General features: G+C 68.7%; 23 protein-coding genes. 10 read left to right on the forward strand and 13 right to left on the reverse strand.

Annotated features, from left to right (window positions below; genetic code table 11):
* Positions 1-50: 50 nt before the first annotated feature.
* From nudE to gspG, 10 genes are read right to left on the reverse strand one after another with little or no spacing between them, the layout of a single operon-like run.
* Positions 51-614: an ADP compounds hydrolase NudE gene (gene nudE, locus DZC52_RS06060; protein ID WP_116650234.1), complete on the reverse strand. Its 564-nt coding sequence runs from the start codon at positions 612-614 to the stop codon at positions 51-53.
* A complete protein-coding gene (locus DZC52_RS06065; RefSeq protein ID WP_425451384.1) occupies positions 611-1,372 on the reverse strand; it encodes an inositol monophosphatase family protein in 762 nt (253 codons plus the stop codon). Before DZC52_RS06065 ends, nudE begins: the two co-directional genes overlap by 4 nt.
* Positions 1,373-1,403: 31 nt before the next feature.
* Positions 1,404-2,114, reverse strand: a complete 711-nt coding sequence (gspN, locus tag DZC52_RS06070) for a type II secretion system protein N (protein WP_116650235.1) — start codon at positions 2,112-2,114, stop codon at positions 1,404-1,406.
* Positions 2,107-2,589, reverse strand: a complete 483-nt coding sequence (gene gspM, locus DZC52_RS06075) for a type II secretion system protein GspM (protein ID WP_116650236.1) — start codon at positions 2,587-2,589, stop codon at positions 2,107-2,109. The genes gspN and gspM overlap by 8 nt, the downstream gene beginning before the upstream one ends.
* On the reverse strand, positions 2,586-3,767 hold the full coding sequence (gene gspL / locus DZC52_RS06080) for a type II secretion system protein GspL (RefSeq protein WP_116650237.1): 1,182 nt from the start codon (positions 3,765-3,767) through the stop codon (positions 2,586-2,588). The genes gspM and gspL overlap by 4 nt, the downstream gene beginning before the upstream one ends.
* A gap of 2 nt (positions 3,768-3,769) precedes the next feature.
* Positions 3,770-4,699: a type II secretion system minor pseudopilin GspK gene (gspK, locus tag DZC52_RS06085; protein WP_181918806.1), complete on the reverse strand. Its 930-nt coding sequence runs from the start codon at positions 4,697-4,699 to the stop codon at positions 3,770-3,772.
* Positions 4,696-5,286: a type II secretion system minor pseudopilin GspJ gene (gene gspJ / locus DZC52_RS06090; RefSeq protein WP_181918807.1), complete on the reverse strand. Its 591-nt coding sequence runs from the start codon at positions 5,284-5,286 to the stop codon at positions 4,696-4,698. Before gspJ ends, gspK begins: the two co-directional genes overlap by 4 nt.
* Entirely contained in the window at positions 5,283-5,645 is a 363-nt protein-coding gene (gene gspI, locus DZC52_RS06095; protein ID WP_116650240.1) for a type II secretion system minor pseudopilin GspI, read from the reverse strand. The genes gspJ and gspI overlap by 4 nt, the downstream gene beginning before the upstream one ends.
* Complete coding sequence (locus DZC52_RS06100) at positions 5,642-6,154, reverse strand: prepilin-type N-terminal cleavage/methylation domain-containing protein (protein ID WP_181918808.1); 513 nt, start codon at positions 6,152-6,154, stop codon at positions 5,642-5,644. The genes gspI and DZC52_RS06100 overlap by 4 nt, the downstream gene beginning before the upstream one ends.
* Positions 6,155-6,170: 16 nt before the next feature.
* The gene (gspG, locus tag DZC52_RS06105; protein WP_116650242.1) at positions 6,171-6,608 is read right to left on the reverse strand and encodes a type II secretion system major pseudopilin GspG; all 438 of its coding nucleotides are present in this window, start codon (positions 6,606-6,608) and stop codon (positions 6,171-6,173) included.
* 80 nt (positions 6,609-6,688) lie between these two features.
* On the opposite strand from gspG, the gene DZC52_RS06110 reads away from it, so the two are divergent.
* From DZC52_RS06110 to DZC52_RS06130, 5 genes are read left to right on the forward strand one after another with little or no spacing between them, the layout of a single operon-like run.
* A complete protein-coding gene (locus tag DZC52_RS06110; protein WP_116650243.1) occupies positions 6,689-7,420 on the forward strand; it encodes a 16S rRNA (uracil(1498)-N(3))-methyltransferase in 732 nt (243 codons plus the stop codon).
* Complete coding sequence (gene prmA, locus DZC52_RS06115; protein ID WP_116650244.1) at positions 7,417-8,349, forward strand: 50S ribosomal protein L11 methyltransferase; 933 nt, start codon at positions 7,417-7,419, stop codon at positions 8,347-8,349. Before DZC52_RS06110 ends, prmA begins: the two co-directional genes overlap by 4 nt.
* Positions 8,346-9,212, forward strand: coding sequence for a hypothetical protein (locus tag DZC52_RS06120; RefSeq protein WP_116650245.1), 867 nt, complete (start codon positions 8,346-8,348; stop codon positions 9,210-9,212). Before prmA ends, DZC52_RS06120 begins: the two co-directional genes overlap by 4 nt.
* Positions 9,164-10,621, forward strand: coding sequence for an MBOAT family O-acyltransferase (locus tag DZC52_RS06125; protein ID WP_220338284.1), 1,458 nt, complete (start codon positions 9,164-9,166; stop codon positions 10,619-10,621). The genes DZC52_RS06120 and DZC52_RS06125 overlap by 49 nt, the downstream gene beginning before the upstream one ends.
* Before the next feature lie 2 nt (positions 10,622-10,623).
* Positions 10,624-11,625, forward strand: a complete 1,002-nt coding sequence (locus DZC52_RS06130; protein WP_116650246.1) for a hypothetical protein — start codon at positions 10,624-10,626, stop codon at positions 11,623-11,625.
* A gap of 7 nt (positions 11,626-11,632) precedes the next feature.
* Here the strand turns inward: DZC52_RS06130 and ppa are convergent, their stop codons facing one another.
* Both ppa and DZC52_RS15490 read right to left on the reverse strand, forming a co-directional pair.
* The gene (gene ppa / locus DZC52_RS06135) at positions 11,633-12,166 is read right to left on the reverse strand and encodes an inorganic diphosphatase (protein ID WP_116650247.1); all 534 of its coding nucleotides are present in this window, start codon (positions 12,164-12,166) and stop codon (positions 11,633-11,635) included.
* Positions 12,167-12,236: 70 nt separating this feature from the next.
* Positions 12,237-12,761 (reverse strand): hypothetical protein, encoded by a 525-nt coding sequence (locus tag DZC52_RS15490; protein ID WP_181918809.1) that lies wholly within the window; start codon positions 12,759-12,761, stop codon positions 12,237-12,239.
* Between the two features lie 218 nt (positions 12,762-12,979).
* On the opposite strand from DZC52_RS15490, the gene DZC52_RS06145 reads away from it, so the two are divergent.
* Complete coding sequence (locus DZC52_RS06145; protein ID WP_116650248.1) at positions 12,980-15,001, forward strand: sodium-translocating pyrophosphatase; 2,022 nt, start codon at positions 12,980-12,982, stop codon at positions 14,999-15,001.
* A gap of 80 nt (positions 15,002-15,081) precedes the next feature.
* Here the strand turns inward: DZC52_RS06145 and DZC52_RS06150 are convergent, their stop codons facing one another.
* Entirely contained in the window at positions 15,082-15,765 is a 684-nt protein-coding gene (locus tag DZC52_RS06150; RefSeq protein WP_116650249.1) for a M48 family metallopeptidase, read from the reverse strand.
* Between the two features lie 286 nt (positions 15,766-16,051).
* Here DZC52_RS06150 and DZC52_RS06155 point away from each other — a divergent pair, with 286 nt between their 5' ends.
* The 4 genes from DZC52_RS06155 to DZC52_RS06170 all read left to right on the forward strand — a co-directional run bounded on the left by DZC52_RS06155 (position 16,052) and on the right by DZC52_RS06170 (position 24,080).
* Positions 16,052-17,965 (forward strand): ATP-binding cassette domain-containing protein, encoded by a 1,914-nt coding sequence (locus tag DZC52_RS06155; RefSeq protein WP_116650250.1) that lies wholly within the window; start codon positions 16,052-16,054, stop codon positions 17,963-17,965.
* An 88-nt stretch (positions 17,966-18,053) separates the two neighbouring features.
* A complete protein-coding gene (locus tag DZC52_RS06160; protein WP_116650251.1) occupies positions 18,054-19,304 on the forward strand; it encodes a hypothetical protein in 1,251 nt (416 codons plus the stop codon).
* An 85-nt stretch (positions 19,305-19,389) separates the two neighbouring features.
* Complete coding sequence (locus DZC52_RS06165; protein WP_245960775.1) at positions 19,390-20,646, forward strand: metallophosphoesterase family protein; 1,257 nt, start codon at positions 19,390-19,392, stop codon at positions 20,644-20,646.
* On the forward strand, positions 20,643-24,080 hold the full coding sequence (locus tag DZC52_RS06170) for an AAA family ATPase (protein WP_116650252.1): 3,438 nt from the start codon (positions 20,643-20,645) through the stop codon (positions 24,078-24,080). Before DZC52_RS06165 ends, DZC52_RS06170 begins: the two co-directional genes overlap by 4 nt.
* Positions 24,081-24,472: the final 392 nt, after the last annotated feature.

The following is a 24,472-nucleotide window of genomic DNA, read 5'->3' on the forward strand; positions in this document are numbered from 1 at the left end:
CGCCGAACCAAAAAACCAAAGAACCAAAAAACCAAAGAACGCGGCCGGCCTCACCCGGCCGCCAACATATCCCGCGCCATGTAAAGCGCCGCGATGGTCCGCCCCTCACTGCAGTCGTCGCGCTTGATGAGCGAGACCAGGTCGTTGAGCGGCCATTTCACCACCTCGATTTCCTCGGGCTCGTCACCGGGCAGGCGCGACTCGTAGAGGTCGCGGGCGAGGATGACGTGGGTGCGGTGGGTCATGTAGCCGGGCGCCAGGGTCAGGTGGCCCAGTTCGCTCAGCTCCCGTGCGCCGTAACCGCATTCTTCCTGCAGTTCGCGGTTGGCGCCCTCGGTGAAGGATTCGCCCGGCTCGAGACGGCCCTTGGGCAGGCCCAGTTCGTAGCGGTGCACGCCGCAGGCGTATTCGCGGATCAGCAGGACGTGGTCGTCGTCGGGCATGGCCACGACGATCACCGCGCCCACACCCCGGCTGATCAGGCGCTCGTAGGTGCGGCGCTCACCGTTGGAAAATTCGAGGTCGAGCTGCTCGACGCGGAACAGGTCGGCCGGGCGGCGCTCGCGCCGGTCGTGGACGACCGGCAGGGGGCGGGTGGAATCGCGATCGCTCATGACCGCGAGGATAGCAACTGACGGTGCAGTCCGGGACAGGCCGCCAGGACCGAGGTGGTGTCCAGGTCCGGCTTTCGGCCGTCCAGGTCCGTGAAGCTGCCGCCGGCCTCGTCGACGATCACGGCCAGGGCGGCGATGTCGAGAATGTTGACGTCGCTTTCGACGACCACGTCCTGACCGCCGTCGGCCAGGCGATGGTAGGAATAGAAATCGCCGTAGCCGCGCGAGCGGGCGGCGCGGGAGACCAGCTCTCCGATCCATGCCCATCCCTCGCCGCGCGAGAGCGTGCGCAGGTTGCCGAAACACACGTCGGCGTCTTCCAGGCGTTCGATGTCGCGCACCCGAACCGGCCGGTCGTTGATGAACGCGCCCCGCCCCTTTATGGCGCGGGCGCGCTCGCCGAAGGTCGGCGCCGAGGACACGCCCAGCACCAGCTCGCCGTCGACCATCAGCGCGATCTGCGTCGACCAGAACGGCAGCGAGCGAATGAAGCTGCGCGTGCCGTCGATCGGGTCGATCAGCCAAAGGCAGTCGCTGTCGCCGTCGCGGCCATACTCCTCGCCGTAGACGGCGTGGTCGGGAAAGCGCTCGCGAATCACCGCGCGGATCGCCTGCTCGGCTTCACGGTCGGCAATGGTCACCGGACTTTCGTCGGACTTGAGTTCGACTTCCAGATCGCGGCCGAAATGCCGCATGGCGATGTCGTCGGCCGCGTCGGCGGCGGCCAGGGCCACCCGCATGGCCTCGTCCAGATCGATCACCTGCAACCCTCCTGTCTTTCGATTGCCCTTACCAACCCAGCGCGCCGCTGAGCCGCACGCGCACCTGCCCGTCGGGCTGGGGCTCGCCCAGCCAGGCGATCTGGCGCAGCAACTCGGGGCGATCGGCGCTGGCGCGCAGCCACAGATCCACGTCATAGCGTTCGGCGCCCAGCTCGATGCCGCCGCGCACCTGGATGGCACCCGGCTCGGTGGTCTCGACCCGCGCGCGCTGGCCCTGCTCGCGCGAGTCCAGACGCACCGTGATCTCGCCCAGGGATTCCTGCACGGCGCCCTCGAGGCGGGCGTCGCGCCAGACCAGCTCGCCGTCGATTTCGGGCGGCCGGCCCTCGGCGATCACGGCGCGCTGCACATCCAGTTCGATGCGACCGCGCGGCCGGGCGTTGACCAGCCACATCCTCGCGTCGAGCCGGTTCATTTCGATACTGCCGGTCACGTCGCTCAACTCGGTGGCGCCGGCGTTGAGCCGCCACTGGCCCTCGAGATCCACGCCGACGCCGTTCGCCTGCCAGGACCAGCTGCGGCCGCCGTCCCAGTTCCACTGCACATCCAGCGGGGCGAAGCCCGGCTGCTGCCAGACGGCCCGACCGTCCCACATCGTGCCCTGCACGTCACGCACGTCCTCGCCGATCTCCAGGCGCGGGACGATGACCCGCGCGGGCAGGGTGACGATGACGACCAGCGGAATCGCCAGGACGACCAGCCAGATGATCTTACGCATTGGCTACGAGCGTGACCCGGACGTTGACCTGACCTTCTTCATCGGCGCGGTCGACCTGGAGCTGGCGGACCTGCACCGGGCGGCTGCGGGAGAAGGCCTCCAGCCAGCCCATGACGGCGACGAAATCGGCACCTTCGAGCCAGACGCGCACTTCGTTGTCGCCGGTGGGCTCGATGCGCGCCATGGCACCGGCCAGGCCGGCGGCCCGCGCGGTCTCGTCGGCGAGACCGAGCAGGGAACGCCCGCCCAGTTCGCGGCTGGCCTGGCCGCTGCCGCGCAGGCGCTCGGCCATGGGACCGACGGCCTCGAGCCAATTGAGCAGCGCCTGCTGCTGGGCGATGCGCTCGCGCTCGGCCGAGCGGGCCTCGGCCAGCGGCTCCCAGACCCAGACGTAGACCAGGGCGGCGACCAGCACCAGGCCGGCCAGGCCGATCAGACGCTTCTGGCGCGGCTCGAGCTGCTGCCAGGCGTTCATGCGCCACCTCCCCGGCTGACGCGAATGCGACCGTTGGCGCCCTGGTCGTCCAGGCTGGCGGTCTGCACCTCGGCAGAGAGGTCGAGTGCGCGCAGGCGCTGCTCGAGGTCTTCGAGGGCGGCCACGTCGGGCGCGCGCAGCCCCAGTTCGAGCACGCCGTCGCGGTAGTCGAGACGCTCGACCTGCAGCTGGGCCTGCCCGTCGATCACCGGGGCGATTCGATGCATGAGGTCGAGCAGGCCGGCGGCCTGGCCGAAGCGCAGGCGGGCGAGTTCGCGCTCGGCCAGCGTCTGCTCGCGTCCCGGCACGACGCGCCCGACCTCGGGGAAAGCCTGGCGAAACTGCCGTTCGATGGCGGCGTCGAGCTCGGCGGATCGCTGGGCCAGCTGGTAGCGCTCCAGGCCGGCGTAGGCGACGACCATCACGACGGCGGCGACGGCGAGAATCGCCGTCCAGCGCCACTGGGACTGGGCGGTCGCGGCCGATTTCGGTGCCCAGGCGCCGCTGAGCAGGTTCAGTTCGATGGCATAAGCCTGCCGGGCCAGGATGGCCGGCAGCGGCTGGCCGTCGTCGCGATCATCGGTGCCGCGCCGCTCGACCCAGTCGGGCCTTTGCCCCCCGTACCAGTCCCAACCGGCGTCGGCCGGAGCAACCGAATCGATCATGTCGGCGGCCAGCTCGGCGTCGAAGCTGGTGAACGACCACTCACCCCACCGCACCAGGATGCGACCGTCGTGCTCGGCCAGACTGACCCGTCCCGTCTGCCAGGGCAGGCACAGGGCGTCGGGAAGCATGCGCTCGGCGGGGGTGTTCGCCAGGGGCGCCGTGACCTCGTCCATGACGCGGTTGGCGATGCTCACGCATCGCAGGCGGCCCGCTTGGTCGCGCGGCCCGGCGACCACGTGTTCGTCCTCGGCGCTGCCGGCCAGGTGTTCCTCGGCCGCCCACTGCATGGCCTGCTGCAGCTTGCGGCCGCGCAGCGGCGGCAGGTCCAGGGTCAGGCCCAGGCAGCGCGAAGCGTCCACCAGCACGGTGGCCGGTCGCTCGCCCGGCCAGTCGGGCGACGCCGGATCGCACCGGCCGTGGTCGGCGACCCGGCCGCCGCGATCGAGCAGCACCCACGACCAGCGCGTGCCGGCGGCATGGATGACCAGGCTGTCAGAGCGCGCTCGCGCCATGTTCAGGGCACCCCCTGGCTGAAACGACGGAAGCCATCATAACCCGCCGCAGAACCGTTCATCAGGCGGAAATAGTCGCGCTCGACGCCGTCGATCACGACCCGCGCCTGGGCCAGGTACCAGCGGCTGCGAATGCCCAGGCGCACGCGCTCGTCCGGGCGAATCAACGGTGCCACGAGCGGATGTTCGATGAAGTGCACGGGCTGGGAATAGGGCCCGTCGGCGATCACCCGGCGCGCCTGCTCGACGTCCAGTTCGGCGACCACGGCGGCGAGCACTTCCGGCCGGGCGGTGTTGACGTTGATGCGCAGTTCCGGCTCCGGCAGCGCCGTGACCAGCGGTGCCAAGGCCTGCCAGGCGGCCGCGTCGACGCTCCTGAGCCAGCGCAGCTCGCTGGCATTGGCGAGCAGGACACCAGCGGTGCGATAGGGCGGATCCTGGCGCGCGTACCAGTCGTTGGCCGCACTGCCCGGCCGCGGCATGACCGCGCCGTCGAGCCAGTCGGCCAGTTCCTCGGCGATGATCGGGTTGAGCCCGATCTGCTCGAGCAGGCGCCGGAAGGCCTCGCGGGCCTCGGTCGCCGTGGCGCCGTCGGGATGGCCGAGCGCGTTGAGATTGAACAGCGCGCCCTGGTCGATGAGCCGCCCCTGCACCATGCCGCCGGGAACCTGGAACGGCGCCGTCCAGCTGCCGTCGAGCGCGGCGGCTTCGGCGCCCTGGGCCATGGCCTCCTCGAGCATGCGCCGGGCAAGAATCGACATACCCTGTGCGTACTGCCAGGAGCGCTCGCTGGCCAGCAGGGCCTCGCTGCGCGCCAGGGAACGCTGGCCGCGCTCGAGCAGCGCCGTGGCAATCACGGCCGCCAGCGCTGCGGTGATCAACGCGATCAGGAGCGCGCTGCCGCGCTGCCGCCGCAAGACGCCCGACCTCACTGGAGCACCACCACCCGGCGAACGCGGCCGAAGCGGCGCGTTTCCAGGATCACCTCGATGGCGACCGGCAGGCGCGCGAGCGCCTCGTCGGGCGGCCAGCGCCGCTGCCAGGACCCACTTGCGTCGCGGTAGGAGAACTCGAGCGCCTCGACCTCCGGCAGCACGGTTTCAGTCAAGGCCTGGCTGTCGGCCACACGGTCGGTAACCGGCCAGCTGATGCGCTGCAACTCGGTGCCCGCGAGCTGCCAGCCGAAGCGCTGCAGGGTCGAACGCTTCACGTCCGCGGGATTGACCCAGCCGCTGCGAGTGCCGGCGAGGCGGCGCGGCTCGCCGACAAGGGCGGGCTCGTTTCGGCCGAGGCCCGAGGCCACCGGGCGGGAAGCGAGCTGGCGGAGATCACTGTCCAGGCGCGCGACGGCCAGCTGCAGCCCGCCGAAGTCCTCGCTGCGCTCGCGATGACCGCTCGCGGCGCTGCTGAGCGCGTCGAGGGCGACGTAAGCGCTGGCCGAAAGGATGGAGAACACCACGACCGCCACCAACACCTCGACCAGCGTATAGCCGCGGGAGCGCGTTGCGATCAGCCTCACGGCGCCAGGAATCCGGTATGCATGACGATCGGCGAGTCGGCCCCGGGCCGGTCTCGCACGGCCACGTCGACGCGCAGGAGCTCACCGCCGGGCGCGGGCTGGATGAGCATGGTCCAGTACCAGGTGCGCCCGCCCATCCGGGCGCTGCCCTGCCGCTGGCCGGGGGACACGCCCACCTCGAGCTGGAGCTCCGAGAGCGCGTTGTCGGCCACCCAGAGCGCCCAGGTACGTTGTTCGAGTTCGGCCTGCGAATCGAGCACCTGGCTGCCGGCCCGTCCCAGCGCGGCCACGGCCACCGCGACCACCACCAGGGCGACGAGTACCTCGAGCAGCGTGAATCCCGATAACCGCGTTCTCATCCCGGGACCTCCACGGCGAGGCGCCCACCCGGCTCGCCCAGCAGGGACGCCGAGCGAGAATCGAGTCTCAGCTCCAGCTCGAATCGGGTGAGTTCGCCCAGCGGCTGGCAGACCAGTTGCGGGGAAGCCGGTTCTTCTTCGAGAGGCACGCTGCGATCTTCGACCGAGAGGTCGACATCCACGTCTCCCAGCCATGCTCGGGGCCGGGCGATCGAGTCGTCGGGGACGGGGGCCCAGCCCTGGCTGGTCGACTGCCAGAAGTCGTAACCGGCACGGGTTATGCGAATGCCCCTGGGTTTCGACTGGAACATCGCCTGTTCACACTGATAGTCGATCAGGGCAGCCAGCCGCTCGAGCTGGTCGACCGGTTCGGCCCCCGAGCGCCAGTCACCCAGGCGCAGGACGACCAGGGCGGCGAGGATGGCGGCGATGGTGACGACCACCAGCACCTCGATCAGGGTGAATCCTTCGGCCGCCCCTGGAATGGCTTTGCGCTCGGCGAGCGACATGGCAGTCGCCGCAATCCTACCGTTCCCAGTTACCGATCTCTGCATTGATGCCCTCGCCGCCGGGCGAGCCGTTGGCGCCGAAGGACCAGACGTCGATTTCGGCGTGTACGCCGGGGTTGAGATACTGGTATTCGTTGCCCCAGGGATCGGTCGGCAGGTTGTCGATGTAGCCGCCCTGCTTCCAGTTCGGCGCGGGCGGTTGCCCCGAGGGCGGCCTCACCAGGGCCTCGAGCCCCTGCTCGGTCGACGGGTAGTTGAAGTTGTCGAGCTTGTACATGTTGAGCGCGGTCACCAGGGCCTGAACGTCCTGCTTGGCCTTGGTCACGCGGGCCCTGTCGGGTTCATCCATGACACGCGGCACCACGACCGCCGCCAGAATGCCGATAATGACGACCACGACAAGAATCTCGATGAGCGAAAAACCGCCGTGCGCGCGAGGATTCATCCGTTTCATGGTTCCAGTTGGGACTGTAGCTGCCAGGTGGAACCCATCATACGCGCAAACGGTTCGCCGACAAGACAGATGAAGGACTGATGCGCGTCATCCGAATCCACACCGAAGAGCCGCTCGAAGCCGGGCGCGAAGTCGAGCTCGAACCCGGCCCCTCCCGACACCTGGTACGGGTGCTTCGGCAGAAGAAGGGGCACCAGCTGGCCGTGTTCAACGGCGACGGCTACGAGTACTTCGGCACCATCACGGCGACCGGCCCGGGCGACCGTTGCTGTGTAGCGATCGAGCAACGCCTCGAAGTGAATGTCGAATCACCCCTGCCGATCACGCTGGTACAGGCGGTGGCCCGCGGCGACCGAATGGACTGGTGCATCCAGAAGGCCTGCGAGCTCGGCGTAACCGGAATCCGACCGGTCTTCACCGAGCGCACGGAAGTTCGCCTGGAAGGCAAGCGCGCCGACAAGCGACAGCATCACTGGCAGCAGGTGGCGGTGGCCGCCTGCGAGCAGAGCGGCCGCGTTCGCGTGCCGACCGTGCAGCCGCCGGTGGCGCTGACGTCCCTGGACTGGCCCGCCGGCCGACGCCTGCACCTCGACCCAAAGGCCGACCGGCCGCTGAGCCGCATCGAAGCCCCGGACAAGGACGGGCTGGTGCTCACCATCGGCCCGGAGGGCGGCCTCACCGAGGCGGAAGTCGCCTGGCTCGAACGACAGGACAGCAGCGGCGTGGCGCTGGGACCGCGCGTCCTGAGAACCGAAACCGCGGGGCCGGCCGCCATTGCCGCCCTGCAGACCGTGTTTGGAGACTGGCAATGAGCGACAGCCCCGAAGCCGTGCGCTGGCTGCAGGTGCGCGTGACCGTCGACGAACCCGCCGTCGACGAGGCCGAGGCCGCGCTGCAGGAAGCCGGCGCGCACGCCGTGACCCTGCTCGACGCCGCCGACGTGCCCGTGCACGAACCCGAGCCCGGCAGCACGCCGATGTGGCCGCAGACCATCGTCGAGGGCCTGTTCGACGCCGACGTCGACCGCTCGACCATCGCCGATGCCCTGGCCGAGGCCGGTCTGGTGGAGGCAGCCGCCAGCGCGCGCTTCAACGAGCTCGTCGAGCAGGACTGGGAACGCGCCTGGATGGACCGCTACGAGCCGATGCGCTTCGGCCGCGGCCTGTGGATCTGCCCTTCGCATCTCGAGCCCGACCCCGATTGGGCGCTGGTCATCCGGCTCGATCCCGGACTGGCTTTCGGCTCGGGTACCCACCCCACGACGGCGCTGTGCCTGGAGTGGATCGACGGCATGGACCTGGCCGGCTGCGACGTCCTCGATTTCGGTTGCGGTTCCGGCGTGCTCGCCATCGCGGCCGCCCTCAAGGGCGCCGATCGCCTGGTGGCCGTCGACCACGATCCCCAGGCCCTGCTGGCCACCGAGGAAAACGCCCGGCGCAACGGACTCGAAGGCCGCATGGAGTGCCTGCTGCCCGACGCGTTCGAAGCGCTGCCCGGGGATCGCCGCCGATTCGACCTCGTGTTGGCCAACATCCTCGCCGCGCCGCTCGTCGAACTGGCCCCGCGGCTGATCGACTGCCTGCGTCCCGGCGCCACCCTGGTGCTGTCGGGCATCCTGCCCGAGCAGGTCGATTCGGTGGCGACGGCTTACCAGCGTCTCGGCGCACCCGTCGACCAGAGCCTGCGCGACGACTGGGCGCGGCTGGTGTTCGTCGCGACCGAACGGGATCGCGACGCGTGATCGCGCCGCTGCGCTGGATCCGACACCAGGTGACCGACGCCGCCACGGCCGTCGTCGCGCCCCTGGTGGCCGCCCTGCTGCCGGCCAGAATCTCGAAATCCCTGCTGTGGCGCATCGCCGGCCTGTCGTGGCTGTTCGCCGAGCACCGCCAGGCCGTCGAGAAGAGCGAGCAGCGCTGCTTCGGCGAGCCCGTCGGCCTGTTGCAGCACTGGGCCTGGACCAACCTCATGGACGCCATGGAAACCTGGCGCATCGCCCTGGGACTGGGGCCGCGTCTGGACATTCAGGGTCAGTGGCCGGAGCACCCCGGCTTCGTCGCCGCCGGCATCCACTACGGCTCCGGCATCGGCGCACTCTGGCACCTGCGCGAACAAGGTCTTTCCCCGCGCCTGGTCTACCGCCCGGTCGTGCGCGGCGACATGCCCGGCCGGCCGGTGCTCTACCTCTGGGCGCGCCTGCGGGTTCACCTGATGCACCGACTCTGCCCGGCCGGGGCGATCGCCACCGGGCGTTCCTCGGAAACGATTCTCGAGGCGCTGCGCGAGCAGCGTTCGACCATGATGCTCGTACTCGACACCCCCGGCGCGCCGGACAGCCGCTGGCAGCTGACCGTCGGCGGCTGCCGGGTGGGCCTTCGCACCGGCGGGCTCCGACTGCTCGAGGAAGAAGCACCACGGGTCACCTTCTTCCACGGCCGCTTCGACCGCGACAGCGGCCTGACGCGGTTGACGCTGCGAACGCTGGATGCCGAAGAGTCCGGACCGGCGGGCCTGATGGAGGTCATGCAGGCCGCGATCGACGAGGATCCCTGCCAGTGGGTCCTGTGGCACTGCATCGAGGGGCACTGCTCGGCGCCGGCATGACCTTCGACTCACTGACATTCGCGCTGTTCATCGTCACGCTGTGGGCCCTGGTCGGCGTCACGCGCGGATGGCGGGCTCGCAAGCTCGAGCTGCTCGCCGCCAGCTACCTCTTCTACGCCGCCTGGAACCCGGTGTTCATCTGGCTGCTGGTCGTCTCGACGGTGGTCGACTGGCACGCGGCCCGGCGACTGGCGGCCACCGACAACCCCCACGGCCGCAAGGCCTGGCTGCTGCTGTCGGTGCTGGTCAACCTGGGCCTGCTGAGCTGGTTCAAGTACGCCGACTTCTTCATCGCCAACTTCAACCAGCTCACCGCCTGGGCCGGCCTGCCGGGCTTCCAGGCGCCCCTGATCGACGTCGTCCTGCCGATCGGGATTTCCTTCTATACCTTCCAGACCCTGTCCTACACCTTTGACGTGTACCGCCGGCGGATCCAGCCGGGCAATGATTTCGCCGACTACGCCCTGTACGTGAGCTTCTTCCCGCAGCTGGTGGCCGGCCCGATCGTGCGCTACGAACAGTTCGCCGGCCAGCTCGCCTCGCCGCGGCCGATGACCGCCGCCAATCTCGAGGTCGGTGCGGCCCTCATGGTCGCGGGCCTTTTCCTGAAGACGGTGCTGGCCGACAGCGTGTTCGCGCCCGTTGTCGATGCCGGATTCTCGGCAGTCGACGGCATCGGCACCTTGTCGGCCTGGTCGAGCATCCTGTCGTTCAGCGGCCAGATCTACTGCGACTTCGCCGGTTATTCGCTGTGCGCCATCGGCGCGGCCCGCATCTTCGGCTTCGTACTACCCAAGAACTTCCACGCGCCCTACGCGGCGCTGGGCTTCTCCGACTTCTGGCGGCGCTGGCACATCACCCTGTCGACCTGGATCCGCGATTACCTCTACATCACGCTGGGCGGCAACCGCCACGGCCGCGCCCGCACGCTCGGCAACCTGGTGATCGCCATGGGCCTGGGCGGGCTGTGGCACGGCGCGGCCTGGACTTTCGTGCTGTGGGGCCTGGCCCACGGCCTGTGGCTGGTCATCGAGCACGCGCTCAGGCCGCTGGCCGGCCGCTCGGCCCTGCTGGCGCATCGCGCGATGGCGCCGCTGTACATGGCGGTGACCTTCGTCGTCGTGACGCTGACCTGGGTGCTCTTCCGGGCCGAGAACCTGGCCCAGGCAGGGTCTTTCTACGCCGCCCTGCTGAGCGTCTCGGGATCGAAGATGAGCACGGCCGCCTGGCTCGCCCTGGCGACCATGGCCGGGCTGCTCGCCTGGCATGCGGCCATTCGGCGCGTCGAGATCGAGCTCGTTTACGATCGCCTGGCCTGGCCGCTGCGGGGGATCGTCATGGGGCTGCTGCTGGCCGCCGTATTGACGAGCCCCGGTGAAAGCCGCGCCTTCATCTACTTCCAGTTCTGACGATGCGACGCAGCTACCGAGCCATCACCGTGATCGTCCTGGCCCTGCTGGTCGCCGGTGCGGCCATGGCCGGCTGGGAATGGTTCTGGCGAACGCAGGGCTACGAGCCCGCGCTCTACGACGACCGCGACCTGTGGAGCCTGCACCGGGACCGCGTTAGCGGCGGGGACCAGTCGCGTCATTTCGCGGTCATCGGGGCGTCGAGAATCCAGCTGGCCTTCTCCACGGCGGCCTTCGAATCGAGCATGCCCGGCTGGCGGGCCACCTCGCTGGCCATCAACGGGCACTATCCCACCGCAGTGCTCGAGGACCTGGCGGCCGACGAAGACTTTTCCGGGGTGCTGCTGGTGGCCGTGGACGCGCGTGGGCTGGCCCACTGGTACCGGGACATGAGCGAGCCCTGGGTGCGCCACTATCACCGGGACTTCGGTCCACAGCGTCGAATCGAACGACATCTGCTGACCGCCTTGCAGAAACGACTGGTCGTGGTCGGCAGCGAATTCAATCTCGTTCGGAGGCTTACCGGCTGGCTGGACGATCGCCCGCCGCCGCGCCACTACACGCGGCTGCTCGACGATCGCACGATCACCGCCGACTACGGCCAGGCGGATGTCGAAGGCCTGAGGCGTCATTTTGCCCAGGGACTGGCCACCGACTATGAACAGAGACCGGCGCCTCCTCCCGAGCGCTGGCGCTCGGACCTGGCACCGATCAGCGAAGCCGTGTCGGCGATCCAGGCACGCGGCGGCACGGTCGTGTTCCTGCGCATGCCCACGAGCGATCGCCACTGGGAGCTCGACAGCGAGAACTATCCCCGCGATCGCTACTGGGACCGGCTATCGGAGGCGACCGGTGCGCGCAGCATCCACTTTGCCGACCACCCCGAACTGGCCGGACTCGAGCTGCCCGACACCTCGCATATCGACGGGAGCGACCGCGCGCGGTTCACGCGGTCGCTGGTGGCGATCCTGGTGCGCGCCGGGGTTCTTCCCGACGCCGAATAGACGAACCTCAGCCGTTCTTCTCGAAGGCTTCGATGGCCTTCGTGATCTCCGTGCGCGCCTCGTCCGGGCCGTGCCAGCCCAGCACTTCCACCCACTTGCCGACCTCGAGGTCCTTGTAGTGGCTGAAGAAGTGACGGATGTTGCGGCGACTGAAGGTGGCCAGGTCGTCGATGGACTGGATGTCCTGGTGCAGCGGCGAGACCTCCTCGATGGGCAGCGCCGCGATCTTGACGTCGCGCCCGGCCTCGTCGGACATCTCGAGATAGCCGATCGGTCGGCAACGGATGATCGAACCGGGCAACAGCGGCACGCGGATGAGCACCATCACGTCGAGGGGATCGCCGTCCTCGGCCAGGGTGTTGGGCACGAAACCGTAGTTGCACGGATAACGCATGGCCGTGGCCAGCAGACGATTGACGTGGATGCTGCCGGTGGCCTTGTCGACCTCGTACTTGACCGGGGGGCCGTCGAGGGGAATTTCGATGATGGCATTGAAATCGTCGGGCGGATTCACGCCCGGCGAGATGTCATTGACGTTCATGGATGGCGCCTGATTGAGGAATTTGCGGGCGAATTATACCGGCGCTCGCGTGAGCACCGGGAGCCAATGCTCAACGGCGACGGCGGCGACGGCGGACCATCGAGGGCCGCATGCGGCCGCTGGTATCGGCCGGCTTTTCGTCGTCGCCGGAATCCTCCTCATCGAGGCGGGCCGGTTCCGGCTCGGGTTCCGGCTCGGGTTCCGGCTCGGGTTCCGGCTCCGGCTCGGGTTCCGGCTCCGGCTCCGGCTCCGGCTCCGGCTCCGGCTCGGGCTCCGGCTCGGGCTCCGGCTCGGGCTCCGGCTCCGGCTCGGGCTCCGATTCAGATTCCGGCTCGGGATTGAGCAGCGAGCGATCGTCGACGACGACGTCCAGCACCGACTCGACGCCGCGAATGCGCGACAGGTCGTCGATCAGGTCCCGCGGATCGCCGAAGGGCGCTTCGCTTTCGGCCCGCAACCGGATCTGGTGGCCGGACTCGACATCCAGGAAACGATGGGTATTGAATTGAAGACCGGCGCGGTTGATGGTGGAGACGGCGGCGGCAAGAATGCCCGATTTGCGGGCCAACGACAGTGTGATGACGACATCAGCCATGTCGAGACGATCCCTCTTCTTGTGTCTAGTTCTAGTATTTAGTGCTTCAGGTTCTGGCCTCGACCGGCCGGCACGTCGCCCCTGAAGAAGGCGCAAAGTATAGCAAGGATACCCGTTTTTCCTTACAATTACCCGGTTTTGCGGACCCGAGCATCCTGGCCGGGACTGCATGCTCGTGCATTTTTCCGCCAAAAACGCCTGTTCTTTCGGGAGACAACATGAACCAGTTGATGATCCCCCCGGTTCTCGGGGTCGTGGGCCTGATCGTGGCCTTTATTCTGTACCGCGTGGTGATGCGCTACCCGGCCATGGAAGGTCGGCCGAGCCAGATCGCCGAGCTGATCCAGCAGGGCGCCTCGGCCTTCATGCGCCGTGAGCTGATGCTGATCGGCCTTTCGGTGGCCGTGATTTTCGTGGCCCTTTCGGTTTCGGGGCTGGGTGTCCAGACCGCCGTTTCCTTCCTGGTCGGGGCCGTCTGTTCCGCGCTGGCCGGCTTCTTCGGCATGATCGCCGCCACCCGCGCCAACGTCCGCACGACCACGGCAGCCCATGAGAAGGGTGTCGGCGCTGCACTGAGCGTCGCCTTCTACGGCGGTTCGGTCATGGGCATGCTGGTCGCCTCGCTGGGCCTGGTCGGCCTGGGCGCGCTCTACGTCGTCTTCGGCGCCGATCCGGAAACGGCCCACCGCATCCACGGCTTCGGCATGGGCGCGAGCGTCGTCGCCCTGTTCTACCGCGTCGGCGGCGGCATCTTCACCAAGTCCGCCGACGTCGGCGCCGACCTGGTGGGCAAGGTCGAGGCCGGCATTCCGGAAGACGACCCCCGCAACCCCGGCGTGATCGCCGACAACGTGGGCGACAACGTGGGCGACGTCGCCGGCATGGGCTCGGACATCTTCGAATCCTACTGCGGCGCGATGATCGCCACCGTGGCCCTGGCCACCGTGATGGTCCAGCAGGCCGGCGGCGGCTACGTCGACGGCCTCGGCGAGGGCTCGGCCATCATGGGCCTGCCGCTGCTGCTGTCCTCGCTGGGCCTGGTCTGCTCGATCGGTGCCATCCTGCTGGTGCGCGCCTCCTCGGGCCGCAGCCCGGAGGCAGCCTTGCGCACGGGCACGATCTCCGCAGCGGTCGGCTTCATCGTGCTGGCCTTCTTCCTGATCCGCTATCTCGGCATCGAAACGGGCGTATGGTTTGCCGCGTTGATCGGTGCGGTCGGCGGCATCGTCATCGGCCTGTCGACCGAGTACTTCACCGCCGGCAAGCCGGTTCGCGACATCGCCCGCTCGGGTGAAACGGGCTCGGCCACGGTCATCATCGCCGGGCTCTCGACCGGCATGCGCTCGGTGGTCATCCCGGTGCTCGCCATCTGCGTGATGATCTTCGTGGCCAACGCCTCGGCCGACCTCTACGGCGTGGGCATCGCCGCGGTCGCCATGCTGGCCACCGTGGGCATGACCATGGCCATCGACGCCTACGGCCCCGTCGCCGACAACGCCGGCGGCATCGCCGAAATGGCCGGCCTGGGTGAGGAGACCCGCAAGATCACCGACTCGCTCGACGAGCTCGGCAACACCACGGCCGCCATCGGCAAGGGCTTCGCCATCGGTGCCGCAGCCATGGCCGCGCTGACCATCATCTCGGCCTACATCGCCGAGGTCAGCCACCGCATGCCGGGCTTCGCGCTGGAGATCTCCGACCCGAACGTGCTCATCGGCATGTTCATCGGCGGCATCTTCCCGTTCCTGGTCGCGGCCATCACCATGACCGCCGTCGGCGACGCCGCATTTGAAATGATCCAGGAGATCCGCCGCCAGTTCCGCGAGATCCCGGGCCTGCTCGACGGCAAGGCCGAACCGGACGCGCCGCGCTGCGTGGACATCGCCACCACCTCGGCGATCAAGCGCATGCTGCTGCCGGCCGCCCTGGCCGTTCTCGGCCCCGTGGTGATCGGCTTCGGCCTGGGCGCCGAAGCCCTGGGCGGCATGCTCGGCGGCGCCCTGCTGGGCTGCGTCCTGCTGGCCCTGACCATGGCCAACGCCGGCGGCGCCTGGGACAACGCCAAGAAGTACGTCGAGAAGGGCAACTTCGGCGGCAAGGGCTCGGATGCGCACAAGGCCAATGTCGTCGGCGATACCGTGGGCGATCCGCTCAAGGACACTTCGGGCCCGTCGATGAACATCCTCATCAACGTCATGGCCATCGTCAGCCTGGTGATCGCACCGCTGCTGACGCACTGATCGCACATCTCAATCGTGCACTCGAGAGACGCGGCCGCTGGCCGCGTTTCTTTTATGGGCCGGTGAAATCCAGCTTTCCGCTACACGGTCACCCAATCCGGAAGTCGGTTCCAGACGGTCTTGAGTTCCCGCACGCGCTGGCGATAGTCGGGGCAGAGTTCGGCGACGCGTTGCCAGAAGCGAGGGGAGTGGTTGGGATGCTCGAGGTGGACGAGTTCGTGGATCAGCACGTAGCGGCATGCCTCGGGCGAGCAGAACAGGAGCTTGGCGTTGAGGGAGAGGTTGCCCATCGATGAGCAACTGCCCCAGCGTGAGCGCTGGTTGCGGAAACTCAGTCCCTGAAACTCGAAACCGTGGACGTCGGCCAGCTCGACGACTCGCGGCGCCAGCGTGCGGCGGGCCCGCTGCTTGAGCCATTGCTGTAGTCGCCGGGCCGTGGCATGGGTCGCCTCCTCTGCCGGCAGCCGCAGAAGCCGCTCCGGGCTTTCGGTTTCGCCCGCTCCGTAGACCACGCGCCAGCGCTCCGCAATCGCCGGCAGATCGATACCCGCCGGGCGCATGCCGGACAGGGCCGGATCACGACCCTCGCGGGCCCGTGCCAGGCGCTCGCGCACGCGCGCGATCCAGCCTTCCTGCGCCTTCACGAACCGGTCGATCTCCCCCTGCCGCAAGCGCTTCGGCGCGGTCACCACCAGGGCACCGTCGCGCTCAATGCGCAATCTGAGGCGGCGGGCTCGGGGGTGGCGGTGGAGGCGGTAGGGCATTGGGGAGGGTTCAGGTTTCAGGTTTCAGGTTTCAGGAAAGAATAACGGGTTCGGGGTTCCGGCGCTCCGGTGGTTCGTTGGCCCGGTGGGGGCGGCTGCGCCGGAGAAGGATGGGAGTATGCGGTTCCGGCTTCCGGACCTGGAAAGGATGGCGCTGCGCTACCATATCGACAATTCCGAAAACGGCCCCGCCGTTTTTTCCTGAAACCTGAAACCTGAAACCTGAACCCTGAAACCTTTCCCACGTGTTTCCTATCTTCGTCATAGACACCCTTCGTTCTGAAGCATGATCCAACTGTCAGGCATCACGCTGCGTCATGGTCCCGAGCCGTTGCTCGAAGACGCGTCGGCCACGATCCATCCCGGTCACAAGGTCGGGCTGGTCGGGGCCAACGGCAGCGGCAAGTCAAGCTTGTTCAGCCTTTTGCTGGGCGAGATGTCGGTCGACCAGGGCGAGATGTCGGTACCCGAGGACTGGACCGTCGGATACATGGCCCAGGAGATTGGCGATCTCGATCGGCCGGCGATCGAATACGTCATTGACGGCGACCAGCGGCTGCGCGACGCCGAATCGAGCCTGGCCCGGGCCGAGGCCGAAGACGACGGGCACGCCATCGCCGAAGCGCACGCGCGGCTCGAGGACGCAGCCAGCTATACCGCCCGGGCGCGGGCCGGGTCGTTGCTCAACGGCCTGGGCTTCTCGCCCGATGCGCACGGCAATTCGGTGGGCAGCTTCTCGGGGGGCTGGCGCATCCGCCTGAGCCTGGCGCGGGCCCTGATGACGCCTTCGGACCTGCTGCTGCTCGACGAGCCGACCAACCATCTCGACATGGAAACGGTGGAGTGGCTGGAGAGCTGGCTGCGCCGCTACGACGGCACCCTGATTGTCATCTCGCACGACCGCGACTTTCTCGACAACGTGGTCGAGAGCATCGTCCACATCGAACACCGCCGGCTCAACGCCTACGCCGGCGGCTACAGCGAGTTCGAGCGCCAGCGCGCCGAGCGCCTCGCCCAGCAGCAGGCCACCTACGAGAAGCAGCAGCGCGAAATCGCGCACATGCAGAAGTTCGTCGACCGTTTCCGAGCCAAGGCGACCAAGGCCAAGGCGGCGCAGAGCCGCATCAAGGCCATGGAGCGGATGGAAAAGGTCGCGCCGGCGCACGTCGACTCGCCTTTCGATTTCGAATTTCCAGAGCCGCCTCGGGCGTCCAACCCGCTGGTCCATCTCGAAGCCGTCCGCCTCGGCTACGGCGACAAGGTCATTCTCGACGACATCTCGACCGGCCTGGCCCCGGGAGACCGTATCGGCCTGCTCGGCCTCAACGGCGCGGGCAAGTCCACGTTCGTACGCGCCCTGGCCGGTGAACTCGAACCGATGAGCGGCCGCATCACGCTCACCCGCAACCTGCGCATCGGCTACTTCGCCCAGCACCAGCTCGAGCAGCTCGACGCGCAGGCCAGTCCGGTCACCCACCTGCAGCGGATCGCCCCGGACGTGCGCGAGCAGAAGCTGCGCGACTTCCTCGGCGGGTTCGACTTCCGCGGCGACATGGCCACCGCCCCGGTCGGGCCCTTTTCCGGCGGCGAAAAGGCCCGTCTGGTGCTGGCCCTGCTGGTCTGGCAGGCTCCCAACTTGTTGCTGCTCGACGAGCCGACCAACCACCTCGATCTCGACATGCGCCACGCACTCACCGTCGCCCTGCAGGGTTTCGAGGGCGCCGTGGTCACCGTCTCGCACGATCGCCATCTGCTGCGCAACACCGTCGACGACTACTGGCTGGTGGCCGACGGCGCCGTGCAGCCCTTCAAGGGCGACCTGGACGACTACCGACGCTGGCTGCAGGAGCGCTCCAGCGAAAGCGGATCGAGGACCGACAACGCATCGGGGGTCGCAATCCAGGGTCACAGCGCGGCGGCCCGCAAGGAAAAGCGCCGCGACCAGGCCGCCCGGCGGGCGCGCATCAAGCCTCTGCAGAACCGGGTCGACAAGCTCGACCGCCAGCTCGAACAGGCCACGCGGTCGCTCGGGGAGGTCGAATCGGAACTGGCCGATCCGGCCATCTACGAGGCCGACCAATCCGACCGGCTCCAGCAATTGTTGGCACGCCAGGCCGATCTGAAGCAGTCGCTGGAGGCGATCGAGCACGACTGGATGGAGGCCGCCCAGGCGCTCGAGGCCGAACAGGCCGCGGGCTGAAATCCGCGCTTCCGGCTGGGAATGCGCGGCGCCATCTCTTAGACTCGGTGGCGACAGGGGGCCGGCACGCTCAACGAGGGAAGCACGCATGCCACATCCGATCCGCCGGTGCCTGACCGGCCTGGTCTGCCTGGCCCTGTCGACGGGCCTGGTCGCCGAGACCCCGGCCATGACGCCGGGCGAACGCGTGGACGACTACCTGTCCAGCGCCCGGACATCGGCCGGCAGCGCCGAGCTGGCCGCCATGCTGGAAGCCGAGCCCGGCAACGACGAACTGCGCCTGGCGCTCGGCTTCATGCAGTTCGCCGCGGCCATCGAACACCTCGGCCAGGCCTGGTACCGGCACGGGTTGCGCTCGCGCTCCGACTTCGCCCGGATGATGCCCTTCCTGCGCTTGCCGGTGCCGGCCAACCCCGAGCCGGAACCCATCGACTACGCCCAGGCCCGGGCCGTCCTCGAACGGCTGGTCGAGGAGCTCGATCGCGCCGACCGCACCCTGGCCGGCATCGACGACGGCGACGTCAAGCTCGACCTGTATCCCGGACGCGGCCACCTCGACTTCAACGCCAATGGCTCGGCCGAGGAAGACGAGGCCTTGTGGCGCATCCTGGCGGCGGTGAATCCGCGCAGCGGCCTCGACGCCGAAACCGCCAGCCAGTTCCGGATCGGCTTCGACGCCGCCGACGTTCACTGGCTGAGAGGCTACTGCAACCTGCTCTCGGCCCTGCTCGATTTCTACCTCTCCCACGACGGCAAGCGACTTTTCGATCACACCGCCCATCTGTATTTCAGCGAGCCCGACACGCCCCATCCGTTCCTGGCCGAACTCGAGACCGGCGGCGGCATGACCTCGATGGTGCTCGACGCCGTCGCCCTGATCCACCTCATCGACCTGCCGGTTGTCGAACCCGCGCGCCGGGAGCGGACGATCGAGCGCCTGCAGACGGTCATCGAGCAGAGCCGGGCGTCCTGGCGGCTGATCCTTGAAGAGGATGACGACGACCACGAATGGGTGCCCGGTCCCGACCAGACGGGCGTCATTCCCGGCGCGGTCGTCAGCGAGACGATGGTCGAGGCCTGGCACGGCTTTCTCGACGAGGCCGAATCCATCCTGGCCGGCGAGACGCTCGTTCCCTTCTGGCGCGGTGAACGGGAAATCGGCATCAACGTCCGCCGGGCGCTCGTGGAATCGGATCGTTTCGACCTGATCCTCTGGCTCCAGGGGAGCGGAGTCGCTCCTTACTTCGAAGACGGCCCGATCACCGACCCGGCTTTCTGGCGCCAACTTCGCGGCGCCTTCAACGGCCGCTTCCTGGGCTTCGCCCTGTGGTTCAACTGATCCGGTTCGCCGAGCCGGACCGCGCCTTGTCGCCCCGCGATGAATCCATTATGTTGAGCGGTCGAATCCGACGAGCGACCTTGCCTTGACCACTCTCCTCGCCATCGGCGACATGCACCTCGGACGCCCGCCCACGGCGATCCCCGAGGACCTGCGCGCGCGGCGCGACGAGCTGGGCCCGGAAGCGGCCTGGTTCCGGTCGGTCGACGAGGCGATCGCGCGCAAGGTCGACGCGGTGCTCCTGGCCGGTGACCTGGTCGATCAGGGACGCGATTTCTTCGTCGCCTACGGCCAGCTCAAGGCCGGTATCGAGCGGCTCACGGAGGCCGGCATCCGCGTCCTGGCAGTGGCCGGCAACCACGACACCGAAGTGCTGCCCCGCCTGGCCGGCGAAATCGACCAGCTCGAGCTGGTCGGCGCCGGCGGCCAATGGCAATCCGTCCCGGTCGACGGGATCACGCTGCTGGGATGGTCGTTTCCGCGCCCCCAGGTCCGAAACAGCCCGCTGGGCGACCTGCCCGCAAGCCAGGGGAAGGGAACGGTCGTCGGCCTGCTTCACTGCGACGTCGACCAGGCCGACAGCCCGCACGCGCCCGTCTCTCGGCGCGAACTCGAGGCCGCACCGGTCAACGCCTGGCTGCTGGGCCACATCCACCGGCCCGATGATCTCGACAGCGACCGTCCGATCGGCTACCTGGGTTCGATCTCGGCCCTGCGGGCCTCCGAAACGGGCCGGCGCGGCCCCTGGCTCGTGCAGATCGAGGGCAAGGACATCGCCGCCGACCAGTTGCCCCTGGCCGCCCTGCGCTACGAAGCGCTCGAGATCGACTGTAGCGAGCTCGAAGATGCGGGAGAACTCGGCGCAAAGGTCCTGGCGGCCACGCGGGAGCGCCTGCGCACGCTGGCGGACAGCGACAATCAGCCCAAGGCTGTCGGACTGCGCATCACCCTCACCGGCCAGTCGCCCGCCGCGGCGGCGCTGGGCGAGGCGGCCGCCGAACTCGCCGCCGACGGCCGTTCCTGGGAGGAGCAGGGCATCGCCTGCTTCGTCCACCGAATCGAATCGACTGTCATGCCGCGACTGGACCTCAGGCGCCTGGCGCGCCAGTCCGATCCCTGCGGACTGCTGGCGCGCCGCCTGCTCGCGCTGCAGGATCCCGAGGACGAGGAATACCAGCGGCTGGTCCGGCTGGCGCGCGAATCCATGTCGCCGGTGCTGGGGGCCCGCGAGTTCCGCGATCTGGACCGCGAACCTGACGACGAGGCCATCGCCGGCTGGCTGCGGCGCGCCGGGCGCATGGCCCTGATCCGCCTGGTCGCCCAGCGCGAGGAGGCGGGATGAAACTCGAGCGGCTCGACATTCGCAGCCTGGCGGGCCTGGACGGACCGGTTTCGGTCCGCTTCGAACCCGACGCGATCAACTTCATCACCGGGCCCAATGCGTCCGGCAAGTCGAGCATCGTGCGCGCGGTACGTGCCCTGCTCTACCCCGAACTCACGCCGGGCTTCTGCCACATCCGGGCACGCTGGCGAGTGGGCGAAAGCACACTCGAGAGCGAGCGGCACGGCGAGCAGGTGACCTGGCTCGACGGCTCCGAGCCGTCGCCCCCGCCCTCACTGCCCGGCAGCGAGAGCATCGGCGCCTACCTGATCAGCTCCGAGGACCTGGCGCAGCTGGGCGACACCGACGCCCACATCGCCGCCCAGATCCGCACCCTGCTGGCCGGCGGGTACGACCTCGACGCGGTACTCACCCAAGCCCCCCTGACGCGCCCGCCGCGTCCGCAGAAACGGGCCCGGGAACTGTCCGACCTCCATCGCGCCATCGAGGACAAGCAGGACGAATACGCCGAACTGCAGGGCGAACTCGACACGCTCGAGAGCCTGCAGCGCGAGCTCGAGGAAACCGGCCACGCGGCCAGCGAACTGCGCGCCTGCGAGGAGGCCCTGGCCCTGGCCGACGCCATCGCCGCCCGAACCGCGCTCGAAAACACGCTCATCGAGGAATTCCCGGGCGGCATGGACCGACTGCGCGGCGACGAACTGACCCGCCTCGACCAGATCGAGGAGCAGATCGGCCAGCGGCGCAAGGAGCTGGCGTTGACCCGGGAGGCCCTGGAGTCGGCGGAGAAGCGGCTGGAAGCCAGCGGCGGCGTCGACCCGCAGCGACTCGAAGCCGTGCAGGCCGAGCTGGCCGACCGGCGTGACGAGCTGGCCGACATTGAACGCCGCATCGACCAGCACGCCGCGGCACTCGAGCAAGCCATCCGGCGCCGCAAGATCGCCGGTGAGCGATTCGGCAGCCTGCACGCTGACAGCCAGCCGCAGCTGCCGCTGGAGCAACTCCAGGACTTCGAAAAACAGGTCGACCGGGTGCTCGACCAGCGCGAAAAACTGCGTTCAATCAGTGCCGAGCTGGCCCGCTTGCACGTACCCCGCTCGAACGCGGGGGACACGCCCGAGTTGCTGCGCACCGCTCGCGACGCCCTCATCGAGTGGATCGAGCACGCCCGCCTGAGCGGCCTGGAAGGCGTGCTCTGGGGCGGGCTGTCGCTGGCCGGCGCCCTGGCCGGCTGGCGTCTGCTGGGGCCGCGCGAGATCGAGCCCTTAGGGGAACTGGTACTGCTGATCGGGCTTGCCGTGGGCGTGCCGGCCTTCCTGCTGGGGCGCTTCATTCTGCGCTTCCGCTACCTGGGCGAGGCGAAGGCGCGCTTTATAGCCACCGACGTCGAGCCGCCGCTGGGCTGGAGCGAGGAAGAGGTCGAGACCCGGCTCGAGCGGCTCGAGCAGGAACTGGAAGCGGCCACGCACCGTCAGGTGCAGCACAACCATGCCGGGGAGTTGCGCGAGCGGCTCAACGAGGAGCGCGAACGGCTCGAGGAGGCCCGCACCAGGCTCAACGATGCCGCCGAGTCGATGGGCCTGAGGACCGAGGCGCGGCTGGAGACCAGTTTCCTGCTCTGGGCCCGCCAGCTCTACGACTGGCAGGAAGCCGATCGCGCCGTCGCGCAGCACCAGCAAGAGCTCGAGCACGACCGGTCGGCCCAAGCGGCGAGCCGCCGGCAGGCGGCCGAACTCCTCGAGCGCTATGGGTTCGAGGAGGCATCGGAGCTGTCCAGCCGGAAGCTGGCCAGCGTGCTGCACCAGCTGGCCCCGCGCATGCGGACCAACGCGGAGCTTCACAACGAGGTGCAGGCGCACCGCAACCGCCTGGGAGAACTCGAGGCGGACATCGAGATGCTGCAGCAACGCCACGACCAGGTATTCGAACAGGCCGGCCTGGACGGCGGCGACCGCGACACGCTGGTCCAGCGAATCGACCAGCATGAAGAGTGGCGGCAGCTCGAACAGCAGCGGCGCGACCGCTCGCTGGAGGTCGCCCGCCTGGAACAGAAACTCGACGCCGACAAGGAACTGCTCAAGCTGGCGCGCGAACAGCAGCGCGAGACTCTGGCCCGGCGGCAGGAAGCGTTGGCCGAAAGGGCCGAGCGCCGCGACGAGCTCAACCGCCATATCGCCACGATTCACACGCGCCATGAGGACGTATTGCGCCGGCGCGAACTGCAGTCGCTGATCGGCGAATTCGAACAACAGCGCGAAACGCTGGCCGATGAGTTCGACCAGCACATGCTGGCCGCCGCCGGCCACACCCTGGTCGAGGATGTGCGTATCGCCCACCAGGCCGACAACGAGCCGGCCGCGCTGCGGCGCGCCGCCGGCTGGTTCGAGCGCTTCACGCATCACCGCTATCGACTGCGTTTTCGCGGCGAGCGCTTCGAGGCCTTCGACGCCCGCGCCGAACAGGCGCGCTCGCTGTCGCAGCTGTCCACGGCCACGCGCATGCAACTGCTGCTGGCCGTGCGCCTGGCGTGGATCGAACAGGCCGAACGCAACCGCGAACCGCTGCCGGTCTTCATGGACGAGGTACTGACCACCTCCGACCCCGACCGCTACCGGCTGGTGGTCGAGTCGGTCCAGGAAATCGCCGCCGGCGGCCGACAGATGTTCTACCTAACTGCCCAGAGCGACGAGGCCACCGCCTGGGCGGCCTGGGCGGGCGAGGGACCGCAGCCGCATACCGTCGACATGGCCGAAGTGCGCCGCGGTCAGGTCGAGCCCCTCAAGCTGACCATGCCCGCCGGAGAACGCCGCAAGCGGGATGTGCCCGATCCGGGCAAGAAATCCCCCGGGAAGTGGGCGCGCGAGGCCGGCGTGGGGCCGATCCGGCCCTGGCTCGGCACGGGCATGATCGAGGTCTTCCATCTGCTCCACGACGAGCTCGAGCTGGCCGCCCGCCTGATGCGCCTGGAGCTCTCGCGCGTGGGCGAGCTGTCGGGGTATCTCGACGCCGGCGAGGACGACGACCTGCTCGATTCAGGCCAGCGCGAGATGCTGGAGCGTCGCTGCAACGCAGCGGCGCTGATCATCGATGACTGGCGAGCCCGCCACCACCGCCCCGTGGATGCCGGCGCCCTGGCCTCCTTCGGCCAGATCACCGACACCTTCATGCCGCGCGTACTCGACCTGCTCGGCGAGGTGGACGGCCATCCCCAGGCCCTCATCGACGGACTGCGCGAAGGCCGGGTCAGCCGCTTTCGCTCGGACACCACCGACGCCCTGGAGCAGTGGCTGGCCGACAACCGCTACCTGGCGGCCCGCAGGGACGAACCGTCGATCACCGCGGCCGAATTGTCCAGCCGAACCGGCCTGGGTCCCGAGGAAGCCGCTGACCTGCGCGAGTGGATCGTGAGTGCGATCGACGATCCGTTGAACTAGATCATCGGGTTCGGGGTTCCGGGTTCGGGATTTCGGGCTTGGGTGAGGTTGGTGCCACGAGACGCTTTGGGGTCTCGACACTTCGCGCTGGCAGGCACGGCGTTGCTACTGGCCGCGGTGCGAGCCTCGACAAGTCAAAATCTGTTTCGCCCGGGCTCGCTTCGCGAGGTCTTGCGGCGACTCACCTTTGTCAATTACGGCCGACCCACGAGAACAGGGTTGCGCCGAGGCTCAGCTCGCTGTGAAGCGTTCGTGGCAAGGCGTCGGTGCGCCAGTGTAGCCATCGCTACATCAAGCGCCGACAACGCAGTCCAAGGACGCTTCACAGCGAGCCCTTCGGGAGATTCGGACGCGCCCGCCTGCGGCGTTGAGTCGGCTTGGCGTGGCCCCAC

The sequence above is a fragment of the Wenzhouxiangella sediminis genome (assembly GCF_003410055.1).
Classification (GTDB): domain Bacteria; phylum Pseudomonadota; class Gammaproteobacteria; order Xanthomonadales; family Wenzhouxiangellaceae; genus Wenzhouxiangella; species Wenzhouxiangella sediminis.